Source organism: Nocardia sp. NPDC102475, assembly GCF_055584605.1.
In genome coordinates this window covers 245,100-261,555 of sequence record NZ_JBVJLS010000011.1, presented here as the reverse complement: position 1 = coordinate 261,555, position 16,456 = coordinate 245,100, and the positions used below count along the sequence as shown (strand labels likewise).

Below are 16,456 nucleotides of genomic sequence, written 5' to 3'. Positions count from 1 at the left end.
TCAGGTCATTCGGGTGGTGCGGCCGTGTCGACCGGTTCGGTAGCGGCCCGGGGTGGTGCCGATGATGTCGGTGAAGGCGGTGATGAAGCTGCTGGGGTTCGCCCATCCGCAGGCGTGGGCGACGTGGGTCGTGTCGTGGCCGTCGGCGAGCAGGACGAGCGCGTGATAGATGCGTAGTTGGGTCCGCCATTGATAGAAGGTCATGCCGAGCTCGTTGTGGAACAGTCGGCTGAGAGTGCGGGCACTGGCTCCGATCGTCCGCCCGAGGTCGGCAAGTGAGCTGTTGTCCCCGGGCTGCTGGTACAGCACCTGTGCGATGGCTTGCAACCGATCGTCGTGGGGTTCCGGCAGTTGCAAAGGCCGCTCGCGTGCTTCGTTGAGTTCGTCGACGAGGACTCGACGGAGCCGCGTGAGCGCGGCGCGGTCGCGGTCGCGTGGGCCCGTGAGAGTGAGCAGGATTTCGCGGGCGAGGTCGGAGACCGTGAACACGGCGGGATGGTCGGGTGTGAGCCGGGCCAGGGATGCCGGTAGGAACAGGACCCGCATATCGGTATGGCTGTGCGCGCGGTGGTAGTGCGTGAATCCGGCTGGGGTCCATGCGACTCGATTGGCAGGAACGATCGAAGTGCCGCGTTCGGTGTGGACCGATAGGACGCCCTGGGCTGCGTACACGAGGTGTCCACGTGGATGGGAATGCACCGTGCTCGTTCCCCCCGACGGCCACAGATGTACGCCTCCGGATGGCCACAGACGTGACGTCTGACTGGTCCGGTCAAGTTGGCGGCCAACGGGCATGAGTTGGCATTCTATCGGTGGTCGGCCACGCCGCCTTCCCGCGACAGTGAACCCATGCGCGATGATTTTCACTCGGCCGGCACTACGACCTCACGCCGTCGAGGTGGTGTCAGTACGACAATGCGAGCGGCGGTCTGCGTCAGGGCCGGCGGTCCGGAGGTACTGGAGATCCGTGAGCTGCCTGTACCAGCGGTTCGAGAGGGCTGGAGCCTGGTGCGGGTGCAGGGTGCGGGCTTGAACCGGTCGGAGCTGAGGACCCGTCAGGGGCATTCCCCGAACGTGACGTTCCCGCGTGTGCTCGGGATCGAATGTGTGGGAACCGTGGCCACCTCGACCGATCCGAGGTTGCCGGACGGGACGACCGTTGCGGCGGTGATGGGTGAGATGGGCCGGGAGTTCGACGGCGGCTACGCGGAGTACGTGTTGTTGCCGAACTCGCTGTTGATGCCGGTCACGACCACCTTGCCTTGGGATGTCCTGGCCGCGCTACCCGAGACGTACCTGACTGCGCAGGGCTCGCTGGATGCGTTGGGTGTCGCGCCGGGTGGCCGGGGGCGGTTGCTGATCCGCGGCGGGACCTCGTCGGTGGGAATGGCTGCCGCGTCGATCGCGTCCGGCTACGGCATCGAGACCGCGGCCACCACTCGACGGCACGGCAAGATCGGCGCATTGACCGCGGTTGGTGTCGACCACGTACTCCTCGACACCGGTGAATCGCTGACGGCGAGCGTGCACGCGGTATGGCCCGAGGGGCCGGACTATGTGCTGGATCTCGTCGGAGCGAGCACGGCGGTGGATTCGCTGCACCTGGTCCGTAGCGGCGGGACGGTGTGTGTGGCGGGCTCGCTCAGCGGATGGCTGATCCCGGATTTCGAACCGATAGCGATGATCCCGTCCGGAACCAAGCTCACGGCTTTCCACAGCGACGACTTCAAGGGCAGCGCAGGCACGACCGTTTTGCAGCGCGTCATCCACCAGGTCGAATCCGGCGTTTATCGACCCAACATCGACCGTGTCTTCGGCCTGGACGACATCGTCGCGGCCCATCGCTACATGGAGAACAACCAAGCCACCGGAAAGCTCGTCGTGGTGCCGTAGCCACGGCCATTGCCGGGAAGTGTCGAGGTCGGCGCATCCTGCTGACCGGGACGTCCGGTACGCCCGGGCCGAGCGGGGCGGCAGGCTGAAATCGGGCTGCCCGCGGGTGCACGCTGCGGGGTTGCGCCGATTACCAGGGTGTTCGGGCCAGGCGGCCCGGTGATCTGCCCTTGTCATGCGCTGAGTGCGCGGTGGCTGTCGATGATCAAAGGAGTGTTATGACGATCGGAGTGGAGCCGGTGGAGCGACCGGGGGCCGCCTTCGGGAGGGCCGGTGCCGATGGTTCGGTCGTTGTGGAACTCGATGGAGCGTGCGGGCTTTCGCGGGAGCGGACCGGGGGAAAGGCGTGGAGCGTTGATCACATGCGGGGGTTGGGGTTGCCGGTGCCGCCCGCATTCGTGCTGACGACCGAGGCATGGGCGGAATTCGGGGCCAACGGCGGGGTGCTCGGCGCGGAGATCTGGGCGGGGGTGCGAGACGGTATCGACGCGTTGGAGCGTGGGACGGGGCGGCGCTTCGGGTCCGCGGAGCATCCGTTGCTGGTGTCGGTTCGGTCCGGGGCCGCGGTGAGTATGCCGGGGATGATGGATACCGTGCTGAATCTGGGGATGAACGACTCGGTCGAGCGGGCGCTGACCGCCGAGACGCGAAATCCCGGATACGCCGGCGATACTCGGGGGCGGTTCGTCACCCAGTATCGGGAGATCGTGCTCGGTGATCCGAATGGCGTGGTGCCGGAGGATCCGTGGGAGCAGTTGCGTGGCGCGATCACCGCGGTGTTCCGTTCGTGGGATTCCGCGCGGGCCAAGACCTATCGGCGCACCCGAGGTATTTCCGACTCGCTCGGTACAGCGGTCACGGTGCAGGCCATGGTTTTCGGAAATCTCGACGCGCTCTCGGGGACCGGCGTGCTGTTCAGCCGGAATCCGAATACCGGTGCGCGTGCGGTCTTCGGCGAATGGCTGGTCGGCGGGCAGGGTGAGGATGTCGTCTCGGGACGTACCACCCCGCGCCCGCTCGACGAACTCGCGGTGACGCTGCCGGAGGTGCACCGCCAATTGCTCGCCGCCGCCGAGCTGCTCGAGCGTGACGGTCGCGATATCCAGGACATCGAGTTCACGGTCGAGTCCGGTCGCCTGTGGCTGTTGCAGTCTCGACCGGCGAAACGCTCTGCGCGCGCGGCGGTTCGCGCCGCCGTCGCCATGGTCGATGAGGGGCTCATCGATGCCGATGAGGCATTGCGCCGCGTCGGGGCCGACCAGGTGCGCACCGTCTTGCTGCCCGCATCGGGCGACGACACCGGGCTGCGACCTCTGGCCCAGGGCGAATCCGCGTGTCCGGGACTCGCCTCCGGCATTGTGGTCACCGATCCCGACGAGGCCGAAACCCGTTCGGCCGCAGGCGAGCACGTGATCTTGGCGCGCCCCACAACCAGCCCGGACGATCTGCACGGGATGATCGCGGCGCGGGCCATCGTCACCGAACTCGGCGGGGCCACCTCGCATGCCGCGCTGGTCAGCCGGGAGCTGGGCCGTCCGTGCGTAGTCGGCTGCGGCGCCGGGGTCGTCGAGGCATTGGCCGGTCACGTCGTCACCGTCGATGGCGGGGCGGGCACCGTGTGGCCGGGACAGGTGAGCGGAAAGGCGGTGGATGCCTCGGTAATCGAGGATGTCGAGCGACTCGCACAATGGGCACAGGTCGACTCGGCCGAGCTGCCCGAGTTCCTGTCGAAACCGAACGAAGATCGCTCAGCGGCAACTGATTCCGATGCGGCGAATTTGCCGGTTCCCCGAGAAGTCAACGGCAACAATGTCTCCGAACTCGCCGTACTGCGCCTGATCGGCATCAAGGGTCGAGTACAACCGGACGCCATCGCCGCCAGCCTCACGATCGCCGAGACCGAAGCCGCCACGCGCACCGCTGACTTCGTGACGCGTGGGCTATGCGCCAGCACACCGGTCGGCATCCGCCTGACCCCGCAGGGCCGCGAACAACTGGGCCGACTTCTCGAACACGAGCGCGCCGATCTCGACCGGAGCGACCTCGCCGCGGCCTACGATGAATTCTGCGAGTTCAATGCCGAGCTGAAAGCAGTCATCACGGCCTGGCAGATGAAGGACGCGAGCACGGTGAACGATCATTCCGACAACACCTACGACGCAGCGGTTTTGGCGCGCTTGACCACACTGCACCATGGCGTCGCACCCCTCGTCGAACGCATCGGCACCATCGCGCCGCGCCTCGCGCCCTACACCGACCGCTTGGCCCGCGCCATCGAGCGGATGAACGGCGGCGACCACAACTGGGTGGCTCGGCCGATCATGGACAGCTACCACACGGTGTGGTTCGAATTGCACGAAGACCTCATCGGTCTGTGCGGCCTGAGCCGCGCCGACGAGGCCGCCGCGGGCCGAGCCCACTAGCGCGATGTTCACCGACAGCACCCAGCGGCGATGGGTAGAGTTCGCCCAAATCGATAATGTCCGCGACCTCGGCGGGCTCCCGGTGATCGGCGGCGGCACAACCAGATTCGGCGTCGTCTACCGCTCCAGCACCCCCCAGCACCTCACCGAGGACGATCTGGCCATCCTGACCGGTCCGGTCGGTCTGCGCACGCTGATCGACCTACGCAACCCGGACGAGGTGTTGCGCGAGGGCTACGGCCGACTGACCGGCAGCGCGGCGGTGCGCATGGTCAATCTCCCGGTGCGCAAGGCGACGAACGTCGTCGCCACCCCCGCCGAGCTGGTTCCCGACGGCAGAAAGTACGACCTGGTCGCGCTCTACCGCGAACTCCTCACCGGCAGTGGCGAATCCATCGTGGCGGCGGCCCGGCTCATTGCCGATGCCGAACGTCACTCGGTCGTCTTCCATTGCGCCGCAGGCAAAGACCGCACCGGCATCCTCGCGGCCATGGTGCTGGATGCGGTGGGTGTCCCGGCCGAGGCCATCGCCGCCGATTACGCACTCACCGGCGAACGCCTGGAACGCATCCGCGAACGCCTGGACGCGCTGCCGTCCTATCACGGGCTGCCACCGGTCCGGACCGGCATCCTGGCGGTCGATCCGGATGTGATCATCCGGTTCCTCGACGAATTGCACACCACTCAGGGCGGGGCGGCCGAATGGCTGCGCACCAACGGACTTTCCGGTGCAGAACTGGCCCAACTCCGTGCGGTGCTGGTTGACGCCGCCTAGTCCCCGCCGTGGCAACTGTTCATCCGGAATTACCGCCGAAGGTCCAGTATGGTCACCAGCGTGCACGACGACGTCGACTACACGAAACTGGCCACCCCCGCCGAGAAGAAGAAGTACGCCAAGCAGAACAGCTTGATGTACGGCGGGCTGATCGCCATCGGCGTCGTCATCCTGCAGGGTTTCCTCACGGCCTCGCCGCTGGGCGTCTCCGGTCGGATCTCCATGATCGCCTTCGCGATCTCGCTGCCACTGCTCGCGGTACTGCTGATGCTCGACGAATGGCAGTCGGGCGAACAGGCGCCGAGCCCGAGCATGACCGATGATGCGGCCAAGGCCATCGCCCTGCTCAGTTCGCTCGTCGGCGTCGTCGCGGCGTTCTGGCATATCGACTGGAGCGCGGGCGTCGCGGTGATCGCGGCCGGGGTGGTCGCGCTCGGGGTCTATGGAACTCATTTCAGCAGTACGAGCTTCAGTCAGGCGGTACTGCGGCGTAACCAGCAGCGGTCCGCCGCCTCCCAGGCCGCACCTGCGACGACAACGCCGCAGCCGACGGCGCCCCAACCGCCAGCTTCGCAACCACTGGCCCCGCCACCAGCAGCTCAATCCAGTGCTCCCCGGCCGACAACGGAACAGCCTGAGGCGCCCCGGACAGCAACCCCCGAGCCAACGACGCCCGAGCCGACAGCTCCCGGGCCGGCAACGCCCGAGACAGCAGCTACGGAGCCGACGACGCCCGAGTCCACAGCGCCGGAGTCATCGACACCGCAGACCACACCGCCCGAGCCAACGACACCCGCGTCCAAGCCGACAACGCCCTAGCCGACAGCTCCCGAGCCAACGGCGGCTGAGAGCCCGCGACATCTCAATGTTTCAGACCTGACCTCAGCGAGGTCCGCGCACGTCATCATGAGCTGTATGGCAACGCGCGAGGTGGTGAGAGCGGGCGCGTTCACGAGGATCTACAACCCCGGCGACGGCGAATCGCACCCCTGGTACATCAACGACCACACCATTGTCCGCGACGAATCCGGCCGCTGGCACCTCTTCGGCATCACCCATCCCGAACCCGCCGACCCGTTCCACGAAACAGAATTCGCCCACGCCACCGCACCGCAGCTGCATGGACCGTGGACCAAGCGACCATCCGCCCTGACCGTCGATCCCGGCTACGGCGAAACACATCTCTGGGCACCGCATGTCATCGGCGTCGACGGCCGCTACTACATGTTCTACGCGGGCGGCGGCACCGACCGCACCACCGCCGCCATCAACCTCGCCACCTCCACCGACCTGTTCCGCTGGACCCGCAGCCGAGCCGGACCGCTGTTCCTCGACGGCTACGACGCGAGAGATCCGATGGTCGTACGTATCGGCGAGAAGTGGGTCATGTACTACTGCGCCACCAGTACACCGCGCGGCGGGCACCACATCGTCGCCTACCGCACCAGCGGCGATCTCGTGCACTGGGGCGACCGCCATATCGCATACACCGACCCCGCGATCGGCACCGAGGCGGGCAATACCGAATCCCCGTTCGTGGTGCACCACGGCGGATGGTGGTACCTGTTCATCGGTCCGCGCCCGCACTACGTCGGCACCGACGTATTCCACAGCGACAACCCTTCCGGTTCCGTATCGGCGACAAGGTCGGCCATATCGCCGCCCACGCCGCCGAACTCGTGCGCGACGACGACCGTTGGTGGATCACCAGCGCGGGCTGGGCCCAGGGCGGCGTCCACCTCGCACCACTCACCTTCCCCACCCCGCGCCCCGTCACCGCGGCCGTTCCCCGCTGAGCGATCGCACCATGCCCGCCACGAGCACCCTGGTCTGCTCGAATGACGCTTCGGAGACCGCCGGTGCACCGACCACCGTGCGCATGACCCCCAAACCGAGCAGAAGGCCATCGTCCCCATCGCCGAACTGATCGACCATCCGCCGACCGAACCGCTCGCCGCATTCCGACGCCGCACGCGACTTGCCTTGGCGGGCAGGGACTTCGATCCGGAGCGCGCCCGGCGGCTCGATGCGATCACGGCCGATTTGGTCGAGAGCCGGGTCACCGGCGGATAACGACCTCGAACCCGCTCGCCCGAAGCCGACCACCGGCGGCCCTCTTCGGATAGATAATCCTGGAGGGGGCCTGCGCGTTGGGAGGCGGTCGGGATGGCGCGGATCGGGGTAATGAGCGTGTCCGACGGGCGTGATTATGTGCACGCCGGGATCGCGGAGTTCATCGAGTCGGCCGAGAATCGGCTGGTCGCCGGGTTGCGGGCGGCCGGGCACGAGGTGATCCGGGGTGCGTCGCAGATCAGTACGAACGCACTGGCCGGCTCGGTGGCACGCGAGGTGGCCGCCGCCGGTGTGGATCTCACGGTGCTGCACTATGCGGTCTGGGCGTTCCCGCACTTCACCATGCTGGCCGCGGGTGCGACACCGGGTCCGCTGCTGTTGCTGTCCAATATCGATCCGGTGCAGCCGGGCATGGTCGGCATGCTGGCCGCGGGCGGTGCGCTGGATCAGATCGGCCGCGCGCATACCCGGTTGTGGGGCGATCCGGCCGATACCGCCCTGATCGAGGCGATCGGTAGTCAGGCGACCGCTGCCGCCGCCGTATCGAGCTTGCGCGGGAGCACTTTCGGGCGCTTCGGCGGGCGGCCGATGGGGATGAATACCGCTGTCGCCAATACCGATCAGTGGCAGCGCCTGTTCGGCATCGATGTCGAGGAGATCGACCAGTGGGAGATCGTCCGTCGCGCCGAGCAGGCCGATGCCGGTGAGGCGAAAGGGGCGCGAGAGTGGTTGGAGCGCAATACCGCCGGTGTGCACTACGACGGCGTGAAACTCACTCCGCAATTGCTGGAACGCCAGATTCGCTCGTATCTGGCCGTGCGTGAGCTGATCGACGAATGGCGGCTGGACTTCTCCGGTATCAAAGGCCAGCCGGAGCTCACCCAATACTTCGCCACCATGGATATCACCGAGGCGTTCCTCAACGACCCCTACGATTGGAACGGCCCAAAACAACCCCATGTGTGCGCGACCGAAGCGGATATGGACGGCGCACTCACCATGCGGCTACTGCAGCAGATCACCCACACCCCGGTGCTTTTCGCCGATGTCCGGCATTATCACGCCGACCGCGATATCTGGGATCTGTGCAATTCGGGTCAGCACGCCACCTGGTTCGCCGCCCGCAGCGACGAACCGACCGAGAATCTCGCCAACGTACATCTCTATCCGGAGGTGTTCTTCTTCCCGGCGGGCGGTGCGTCGGTGCACCATCTGGCCGCGCCCGGCCGGATGACCCTGGCCCGCCTCACCCGCAAGGACGGCGACTACCGAATGCAGTTGATGCTGGGCGATTTCGAGACCTATGACCAGGCGACCAACGAATCGCTGATGAAACAGTCCACCTGGGAATGGCCGCATGCCTTCGCCCGGTTGGACGCACATGCCGATGATTTCCTGTCCCGCTTCGGCGCCAACCATATTCACGCCGTCCCCGGCGACCATCGCGCCACCGTCCGGGCCGCCTGCGATCTCCTCGATATCACCCTCGACGAGTTCACCCGATGACGAGCGCATTCCTCGGCGTCGATATCGGGACCTCCAGTTCCAAGGGCGTTCTGGTCCGGTCGGATGGCACCGTTATCGCCAGGGCGGAACGAACGCACGGTGTTTCGACACCGCGGCCCGGTTGGGTCGAACACGATGCCGAACACATCTGGTGGGCGGAGTTCCGCGCGATCACCCGCGAACTCCTCGACGCGGCCGACGGCGCGACGCTCGACGCCCTCGCCGTATCCGGCATCGGACCGTGCCTGTTGCCCGCCGACGCCGTCGGACACCCCCTGCGCCCGGCCATCCTCTACGGCGTCGACACCAGGGCAACCACCGAAATCGCCGAACTGAACTGGGAATTCGGTGCCGCCGCCGTTCTCGAGCGCGGCGGTTCGCCGTTGACCAGCCAGGCCGTCGGCCCCAAGTTGCGCTGGCTGGCCCGGAACGAGCCGCAGGTCGCGGCGCGTACCGAGATGCTGTTGATGGCGAGTTCATTTCTGGTGCACCGGCTTACCGGACGCTATGTGCTCGATCACCAATCGGCCAGCCAGTGCGTCCCGATGTATGACCTGCGCCAACGATATTGGGCGCACGACTGGGCAGCAACGGTTGCTCCCGGTCTGAGGCTGCCCGAATTGGCCTGGCCCACCGAGATTGTCGGCAAGGTGAGTGCGGCGGCCGCATCGGCGACCGGGCTGCCCGCCGGGCTGCCCGTCACCACCGGAACCATCGACGCCTGGGCCGAGGCCGCCAGCGTCGGTGTCCGGGCACCCGGCGACGCCATGATCATGTACGGCACCACCATGTTCGTGGTGCAGGTGCTGACCGATCCCCGCCCGCATCCCGGCCTCTGGCTCACCTGCGGCACCTGGCCCGGCACCTACACATCGGCGGCGGGCATGGCGACCTCCGGCGCGGTCACCGATTGGCTGCGCAAACTCGTCGGCGGCGACTTCGCCGACCTGGTGGCCGAGGCCGCCGAGGTTCCGGCGGGCAGTCGGGGCCTGCTCGCGCTCCCGTACTTCGCGGGCGAGCGCACACCGCTGTTCGATCCGGATGCCAGGGGCATTATCGCGGGCCTCACCCTCGGACACGGACGTGCCGAGCTGTACCGGGCGGTGCTCGAGGGCATCGCCTACGGCGTGCGGCACAACCTCGAAGCCATGGCGGGCGGACAGCCCCCGCGACTGGTCGCCGTCGGCGGCGGGACCAAGGGCGGGCTGTGGACCCGGATCGTCAGCGATGTGACCGGCTTGCCGCAGCAACTACCGGCCGATACCGTCGGAGCCTGCCTCGGTGACGCACTGCTCGCGGCGGAGGCCGTCGGCGTCGATACCGCGGCCTGGAATCCGATCATCGGCATGGTGGAGCCCGATGCGGATAGTGGCGCGACCTATGCGTCGTACTACGGCCGCTACCGCGAGTTGTATGAAGCCACCGCGGATATAACGCATTTTCTGGCGGCGGAGCAACACCGATCCGCTCACCTCCCGTAAAGCCGCCGCCTATGCGAGGATGCAGGGTTGCTTACACGACAGCTATCGCGAGGACCTCGATGCCGACAATGACAGTGACCCGAAACAATTTCGACGCGACCGTCGCGAACAGCCATATCGTGCTGATCGATTGGGGTGCGCAGTGGTGTGAGCCGTCGCGCCGATTCGCCGAGGTCTTCGCGGCATCCGCGGATCTGCACCCCGAAATCGTCTACGGCACAGTCGATATCGATGCCGAGAAGCAACTGACCGAAATGGCCGGGGTCTCGGCCTACCCGACGCTCATGGCTTTCCGCGAGGGCCTGCTGGTCTATTCGGAGGCTGGTGCCCTGTCCGCCGAAACGATGGAGGAATTGGCGCAGCAGATCCTCTGGCTGGATATGGACCAATTCCGGCGCGAGCTGGCGCAACTCTCGGCGGGCGTCTCGGTCGGCGCACCCGAGCAGCCGCCGACCACCATCGCCTATCAGAAGCGCGCGGGCCACGCCGCGGTCACCGATCGATACGGCTGGCCGGGGCTGTGACGGCATCGGAACTCTGGCGGCTCGACGCCGCACGGACCCGCTCGATCAGTGCGGAGAATCCGACCGGCTCCTCCGGTGCCGGGGCTCGCGCGACCGAGGGCACCGGGGCACATGCGGCGCGGCTACTCGGACCCGGCTGGAAAATCTCCCCGTCGATTCACCTCGATGCGGGCGAAACCGTAACGCTCGCAGACATTTCCGGCTCCGGCGTGCTGCGCCACTGCTGGCTCACCACCGACCGCACGGTGCTGCGGCAGCTCACCCTGCGCATGTACTGGGACGACGAACCCGAGCCATCGATCGACCTGCCACTCGGCGACTTCTTCTGCAACGGCTGGGACGAGCTGGCACTTGTGCAGTCCGAGATGGTGGTGGTTGCTCCCGCCGGTGGTCTGAACAGCTTCTGGCCCATGCCTTTTCGTGAGCAGGCCAGGGTCACCCTGCACAACGGCACTGACCGTGCGGTGCCGGTCTACTACCAATTCACCTATACCGAGGAAGATGTCCCCGACTCCGCCGGATATCTGCACGCGCTACGCCGCCACAGCACGCCACTCGGCGCGCCCGCCGTGCACACAATTCTCGACGCGATACCGGGTCCCGGCCGATATGTCGGTACCTACCTCGCGATTCGGCCCGGCGCACCGGGCTGGTGGGGTGAGGGCGAGCTGAAGTTCTACCTCGACGGCGACACCACCCATCCGACCCTCTGCGGCACCGGCACCGAGGATTACTTCGGCGGCGCATGGAATTTCGATCTCGACGGCGCCTACCGCACCTATTCGACGCCCTACCTCGGCCTGCACCAGGTCCTGCCGTCCGATGAGATCTACCAGCCGCATCAGCGATTCGGCATGTATCGCTGGCATATTCGCGATCCGATCTGCTTCCAGCAGGAGTTGCGCGTGACGATTCAGGCGCTCGGCTGGCACGACGACGGCACCTATCTGCCGCTGACGGAAGCCGATATCTCGACAACGGCGCTGTGGTATCAGAGCCGCCTAGCCTCGGTCTAGCTCGTCGTCATCCGGAAGTTCCATGGCGAGCAGCTCGTCCGCGCGGCTCAACGCATCGTCCATCGCCGACTCGATACCGTCCATGACCGAAAGTCCGTCCAGCAGACCGGACATCTCGCGTCGGGCGGCTTCCAATTCCGCAACCGCCGGATCGACGCGATACCACCCGACACTCTCACGCCACCAAGCGTTTTCGTCGATCCACGCCCACATGACATCGCGCACGAACCTGGCATCGGGGGTGTACATCTGGAAACACTCGTCCGATGCGGCCGCACGGTGCTCGAGTTCGTACACGCCGTCGGGCAGCAGGCGCGCCTGGATGTAGGCGTACTCGCCGCGTTCGACCACGATCGCCGGATATTCCGGATCGGGTGGTTCGCGCAGCAGATCGTCCAACAGCGGATCCGTCAGGGCGGGCAGTGTGGTTCCGTCGCCCGTGCGGACGTGCACCTCGGCGTGCCGGTCCGGGTCGTCGTTCACCGCGACAGTCTGCCTCATCCGAAAATCCGCCATGCGAGCGGAGCGAAATGCGGCGCAGCGGCGGGGGTCGGGTGCAAGGTAGTGCTATGCGCGCGGTCGTGATCGAAACGCCTGGGAAAATCGCCGTGCAGAACGTGCCGGATCCGACGCCGAAGCCCGGCGAAGTCGTCGTGCGGGTGGATGCGGTGGGGATCTGCGGCACCGATGTGCATATTGCCGACGGCGAATTCCCGCCCACGCCCTATCCGATCGTGCCAGGTCACGAGTTCGCCGGTTCGGTGGTGGCACTGGGCTCGGGCGTCGTTGGTGTGCGGATCGGCGATTCCGTCGCGGTGGATCCGTCGTTGTTCTGCGGGACGTGTCATTACTGCGCGATCGGGCGCGGGAATCTGTGCGAACGGTGGGGCGCGATCGGCGATACCGTCGACGGTGCGATGGCCGAATACGTCGCGGTGCCTGCCTCGAACTGCTATCGGCTGCCCGAGACGCTGTCGACCGCGCACGGCGCGCTCGTCGAGCCGTTGTCGTGTGCGGTACATGCGTTCGACGTGCTGCCGCGTGCACTGTGCGCGCACTATCTGCTGTACGGCGCGGGCACCATGGGTCTGCTGATGTTGCAGCTGGCGCGGGTCGTGGGGGCCGCGTCGGTGTCGGTGGTCGACATCAATACCGCGCGACTCGCGGTGGCCATCGACCTCGGCGCGGATGCCACCGCCACAACCGCCGACGAATTCGACCGCCCGCAGGGTTGGGAGGTGGTCATCGACTGTACAGGCGCGATCGCCGCCATCGAGGACGGACTCGGCCGAGTGCGCCGGGGCGGGGTGTTCCAGCAGTTCGGGGTGGCGCCGGGCGCGGCGACGACGTCGATCTCACCGTTCCGGATCTACAACGACGAGATCACCATTGTGGGTTCGATGGCGGTGCTGCACAGTTTCGGCCGCGCGGTGGAACTCATGGGCAAGGGCGTGATCGATGCGAACACCATGATCACCCACGGCTTCGGATTGGCCGAATTCCCCGATGCGCTACAGACTTTCCGAGCCGGCACCGGCCGCAAGATCCAGCTCAGGCCGGGAGCCTGATGGCCACCGTCGCGGGGGTGGACAGCTCCACCCAGTCATGCAAGGTCGTGTTGTGCGATGCCGATACGGGCGAGATTCTGGACGAAGCGCGCGCCCCGCACCCGGACGGCACCGCGGTTCCCGCCGAATTCTGGTGGCAGGCACTGTGTTCGGCAGGCGACGGGTTGTTGGACCGGGCCGATGCGGTCGCGATCGCGGGCCAGCAGCACGGGTTGGTCGCACTGGACGCCGACGGTCATCCGGTCCGGGATGCGCTGCTGTGGAACGATATCCGGTCCGCCGACGCGGCCGAAGAGCTGATCACCGAACTCGGCGGCCCGCAAATGTGGGCCGATGCCGTCGGCAGTGTGCCGGTGGCGGCATTCACCGTCGCCAAGCTGCGGTGGCTGGCCGATCATGAACCCGGACATGCCGACCGCACACACCGGGTACTGCTTCCGCACGACTATCTGACCTGGCGATTGCGGGGTGGGCCGTCCGATCACACCGTCGAACCGACCACCGATCGCGGCGACGCCTCGGGCACCGGCTACTGGTCGCCTGCGACCGGCCGGTACCGCAAAGACTTACTCGCCCATGCGTTCCGGGGCCGGAACCCGGAACTGCCCCGGGTCGCCGGACCCGCCGAAGCGGTCGGACGCACACCCGCGGGCGCACTTGTCGCGGCGGGCACCGGCGATAATGCCGGTGCCGCACTGGGTTTGGGCATCGCAGACGGGGACGTCGTCATCTCACTCGGCACCAGCGGCACCGTCTACACCCGTGCCGCCGCACCGAGCGCCGATGCCACCGGAGCCATTGCCGGATTCGCCGACGCGACCGGCGCATTCCTGCCACTGGCCTGCACACTCAACGCCGCCCGCGTATTGGACGCCACTGCCACACTGCTCAGCGTCGACCTCATCGGCCTGGAAACCCTTGCACGCCAGGCACCGCCGGGTTCCGATGGCGTTGTCATGCTCCCCTACCTATCCGGCGAACGCACCCCGAACCTGCCACACGCCACGGGAAGTCTGCACGGTCTACGACCGGAAACTCTGCGCCCCAGCCACATTGCGCGCGCCGCCGTCGAGGGCATGCTCTGCAATATGGCCGACGTGCTCGACCACCTGCGCACCTCGGGAATCCCGATCCACCGGGTGCTGCTCATCGGCGGTGCGGCCCGCTCCGCCTTGGTCGCCGAACTCGCCGCCCAGATCTTCGGCCTCACGGTCACGGTCCCGGAGCCGAACGAGTACGTCGCGCTCGGGGCCGCCCGGCAGGCGGCCTGGGCCCTGGGCGGCACCACACAGCCTCCGAGTTGGGCCGCACACACCATCGCCGAGATCCGCGCACCCAGCGACGGTGGGGCGATCGGGCGGCAGATCCGGACGGCGTACGAGAACGCACGGCATGCCCTCTACGCTGGATGAATACAGTGCAGCGGGAAACACCGGTGGACGTATTCGCGATGTTGTAGTAGAAGCACCACCGCATGCCGTCGAATGAGGATCGATGGCACCGCACCCGGGGGGAATCATCATGGAATCCGCGCACGCACAGCGCAGTCGACTGATCGTCTATGTCGCCGGTCTTTCCGAACCGCCGCATGCGGCGAAGGACCTATTCGACAAATTGCGCCACGAGCCAGGATATGGGCCCGACGAGGCCGTCTACTGGCAATTCCCGGAGCCGGTCACGCGGCTGAGCCGAGGGAGCCTGACCGCGCGCTGCCGCGATCTCGCCGATCGCATCGATGCCTACTGGACCGGACCGCGCCAGACCGAAGAGATCGTCCTCATCGGACACAGCATCGGCGGCGTCATGCTCCGCTACGCCTTCCTGCAGGCACTGCGCGGTCTCGACGGCCCGCAATTGGCCTGGGCCGACGCCGTCTCCCGCATCGTGCTGCTCGCCGCGCCGAATCGCGGCGTCGATCTGGACCGCGCGCCCTGGCCGTTCCGGATACTGGCCAAGATGCTGGCGCCGCTGCTGCAGACGTTCACGGTGCTGGAGATGCTCTGCGGTTCACCGTTCATCACCAATTTGCGCATCCAATGGCTGCGCGAAATCGCCGATCTCGGCGAGAAAGCACCGACTGTCGTACAGGTGCGCGCACGCAACGACTGGGCGGTGAACAGCGAGGACAGCCGCGATCTGGAAACACTGCCGACCGGCGTTCAGAAGCTCATGCCCAATGCGACACACGCCGACATCGCCTGCACCAGACGCAAGGTCCGCGAGGATTACACCGGACAGCGCTACGACATTCTGCGCTGGGCCATTACCGAGGACATCGAATCCACCAACCCGAGCCCGCTGCCCGAACACGAGGCGACCATCAAATCGGTGGTATTCGCACTGCACGGAATTCGATCGGGCAATGGCGAATGGCCGAACGAACTCGAGCGGAAACTGCACGAGCTCGAACCAGACGTGCTGGTGGTGACACCGTCCTACGGGCGGCTGTCGGCCTACAACTTCGCACTGCCGTTCACCCGACGCCGCAATCTGCGCTGGTTCGCCGATCAGTACAGCTACCACCTGGCCCGGCATCCCGGCATTCCTTTCCACTTCGTCGGGCACAGCAATGGCACCTACCTGTTCGGGCAATCGCTCAAGCAGATACCGGCGCTGGCATTCCAGAACGTCTTCCTGGCGGGCAGTGTGCTGCCCCGTGAATTCGACTGGGTGGAATGCGCCGACAGCGGGCAGGTCGGCTCGCTGGTGAATGTGTGCGCCAGCGCCGATAAGCCGGTCGCCTGGTTGTGCAGCGCATTGCGCGGACTCGGCATGCGCGATGTCGGGGTCGGCGGTTTCACCGGATTCGATTCGGTTCCGCCTGGCACGCTGCAGGTGCGCTACATCAAGGGCGGACACGGCGCCGCCCTCGTTGCCAAGCGGCTACCCGGTGTCGTCGGATATGTCCACGACGGCGAGGCGCCCTGCGAAGCCGACCATGCCACGCCGGGCAAGTTCTTCGAGCTGATGTCGCGTTTCGCGCCGGTCGCGACCTGGTTGGCGGGTGGGGCGCTGATCGGCCTCGGCTGGCTCTCGGTCGCCATGCTCGGCCCGCTGGTCGGCCTCGGCGTCATGGCCGGAATGCTGGTGGCGACCTACCTGGCGCTCGAGGTCGCCTGACCTTTTTCGAGAGGCCGACACCGACCCGTGCGACGATGTAGGAGATACCGGTAGTACCGGTATCTCCTACTTGGATG

The 16,456-nt window shown here is 66.7% G+C and carries 14 protein-coding genes; 12 read left to right on the top strand and 2 right to left on the bottom strand.

Annotation, left to right across the window (positions count from 1 at the left end; translation table 11 throughout):
• Positions 1–795 carry an AraC family transcriptional regulator gene (locus tag ACZ60G_RS21650; RefSeq protein WP_465811832.1) on the bottom strand — a complete coding sequence of 265 codons (795 nt, stop codon included), beginning with the start codon at positions 793–795 and terminating at the stop codon, positions 1–3.
• A gap of 54 nt (positions 796–849) precedes the next feature.
• On the opposite strand from ACZ60G_RS21650, the gene ACZ60G_RS21645 reads away from it, so the two are divergent.
• From ACZ60G_RS21645 to ACZ60G_RS21605, 9 genes are all read left to right on the top strand, one after another.
• The gene (locus ACZ60G_RS21645) at positions 850–1,893 is read left to right on the top strand and encodes a zinc-binding dehydrogenase (protein WP_465811831.1); all 1,044 of its coding nucleotides are present in this window, start codon (positions 850–852) and stop codon (positions 1,891–1,893) included.
• A gap of 218 nt (positions 1,894–2,111) precedes the next feature.
• Entirely contained in the window at positions 2,112–4,316 is a 2,205-nt protein-coding gene (locus tag ACZ60G_RS21640; RefSeq protein WP_465811830.1) for a pyruvate, phosphate dikinase, read from the top strand.
• A 4-nt stretch (positions 4,317–4,320) separates the two neighbouring features.
• Positions 4,321–5,091 carry a tyrosine-protein phosphatase gene (locus ACZ60G_RS21635; RefSeq protein WP_465811829.1) on the top strand — a complete coding sequence of 257 codons (771 nt, stop codon included), beginning with the start codon at positions 4,321–4,323 and terminating at the stop codon, positions 5,089–5,091.
• Between the two features lie 60 nt (positions 5,092–5,151).
• Positions 5,152–5,910: a hypothetical protein gene (locus ACZ60G_RS21630; RefSeq protein WP_465811828.1), complete on the top strand. Its 759-nt coding sequence runs from the start codon at positions 5,152–5,154 to the stop codon at positions 5,908–5,910.
• A gap of 96 nt (positions 5,911–6,006) precedes the next feature.
• Positions 6,007–6,933 carry a glycoside hydrolase family 32 protein gene (locus ACZ60G_RS21625; protein WP_465811827.1) on the top strand — a complete coding sequence of 309 codons (927 nt, stop codon included), beginning with the start codon at positions 6,007–6,009 and terminating at the stop codon, positions 6,931–6,933.
• A gap of 324 nt (positions 6,934–7,257) precedes the next feature.
• Entirely contained in the window at positions 7,258–8,670 is a 1,413-nt protein-coding gene (locus ACZ60G_RS21620) for an L-fucose/L-arabinose isomerase family protein (RefSeq protein WP_465811826.1), read from the top strand.
• Positions 8,667–10,151, top strand: coding sequence for an FGGY-family carbohydrate kinase (locus ACZ60G_RS21615; protein ID WP_465811825.1), 1,485 nt, complete (start codon positions 8,667–8,669; stop codon positions 10,149–10,151). Before ACZ60G_RS21620 ends, ACZ60G_RS21615 begins: the two co-directional genes overlap by 4 nt.
• Positions 10,152–10,219: 68 nt before the next feature.
• Positions 10,220–10,675: a thioredoxin family protein gene (locus ACZ60G_RS21610; protein ID WP_465811824.1), complete on the top strand. Its 456-nt coding sequence runs from the start codon at positions 10,220–10,222 to the stop codon at positions 10,673–10,675.
• The gene (locus ACZ60G_RS21605; protein ID WP_465811823.1) at positions 10,672–11,691 is read left to right on the top strand and encodes a glycoside hydrolase family 172 protein; all 1,020 of its coding nucleotides are present in this window, start codon (positions 10,672–10,674) and stop codon (positions 11,689–11,691) included. Before ACZ60G_RS21610 ends, ACZ60G_RS21605 begins: the two co-directional genes overlap by 4 nt.
• On the opposite strand, the gene ACZ60G_RS21600 is transcribed toward ACZ60G_RS21605, so the two are convergent.
• Positions 11,677–12,192 (bottom strand): hypothetical protein, encoded by a 516-nt coding sequence (locus ACZ60G_RS21600; RefSeq protein ID WP_465811822.1) that lies wholly within the window; start codon positions 12,190–12,192, stop codon positions 11,677–11,679. The genes ACZ60G_RS21605 and ACZ60G_RS21600 overlap by 15 nt on opposite strands.
• Before the next feature lie 68 nt (positions 12,193–12,260).
• Between ACZ60G_RS21600 and ACZ60G_RS21595 the strand changes: the two genes are divergently transcribed.
• The 3 genes from ACZ60G_RS21595 to ACZ60G_RS21585 all read left to right on the top strand — a co-directional run bounded on the left by ACZ60G_RS21595 (position 12,261) and on the right by ACZ60G_RS21585 (position 16,379).
• Positions 12,261–13,259 (top strand): zinc-dependent alcohol dehydrogenase family protein, encoded by a 999-nt coding sequence (locus tag ACZ60G_RS21595; protein WP_465811821.1) that lies wholly within the window; start codon positions 12,261–12,263, stop codon positions 13,257–13,259.
• Entirely contained in the window at positions 13,259–14,671 is a 1,413-nt protein-coding gene (gene xylB / locus ACZ60G_RS21590) for a xylulokinase (RefSeq protein ID WP_465811820.1), read from the top strand. The genes ACZ60G_RS21595 and xylB overlap by 1 nt, the downstream gene beginning before the upstream one ends.
• A gap of 82 nt (positions 14,672–14,753) precedes the next feature.
• Positions 14,754–16,379, top strand: coding sequence for an alpha/beta fold hydrolase (locus ACZ60G_RS21585; protein WP_465811819.1), 1,626 nt, complete (start codon positions 14,754–14,756; stop codon positions 16,377–16,379).
• Positions 16,380–16,456 lie beyond the last annotated feature (77 nt).

Coding starts and splice junctions, on each gene's coding strand:
- ACZ60G_RS21650 (WP_465811832.1), bottom strand. CDS start 795: ATGCCCGTTGGCCGCCAACTTGACCGGACCAGTCAGACGTCACGTCTG.
- ACZ60G_RS21645 (WP_465811831.1), top strand. CDS start 850: ATGCGCGATGATTTTCACTCGGCCGGCACTACGACCTCACGCCGTCGA.
- ACZ60G_RS21640 (WP_465811830.1), top strand. CDS start 2,112: ATGACGATCGGAGTGGAGCCGGTGGAGCGACCGGGGGCCGCCTTCGGG.
- ACZ60G_RS21635 (WP_465811829.1), top strand. CDS start 4,321: ATGTTCACCGACAGCACCCAGCGGCGATGGGTAGAGTTCGCCCAAATC.
- ACZ60G_RS21625 (WP_465811827.1), top strand. CDS start 6,007: ATGGCAACGCGCGAGGTGGTGAGAGCGGGCGCGTTCACGAGGATCTAC.
- ACZ60G_RS21620 (WP_465811826.1), top strand. CDS start 7,258: ATGGCGCGGATCGGGGTAATGAGCGTGTCCGACGGGCGTGATTATGTG.
- ACZ60G_RS21615 (WP_465811825.1), top strand. CDS start 8,667: ATGACGAGCGCATTCCTCGGCGTCGATATCGGGACCTCCAGTTCCAAG.
- ACZ60G_RS21610 (WP_465811824.1), top strand. CDS start 10,220: ATGACAGTGACCCGAAACAATTTCGACGCGACCGTCGCGAACAGCCAT.
- ACZ60G_RS21600 (WP_465811822.1), bottom strand. CDS start 12,192: ATGAGGCAGACTGTCGCGGTGAACGACGACCCGGACCGGCACGCCGAG.
- ACZ60G_RS21595 (WP_465811821.1), top strand. CDS start 12,261: ATGCGCGCGGTCGTGATCGAAACGCCTGGGAAAATCGCCGTGCAGAAC.
- xylB (WP_465811820.1), top strand. CDS start 13,259: ATGGCCACCGTCGCGGGGGTGGACAGCTCCACCCAGTCATGCAAGGTC.
- ACZ60G_RS21585 (WP_465811819.1), top strand. CDS start 14,754: ATGGCACCGCACCCGGGGGGAATCATCATGGAATCCGCGCACGCACAG.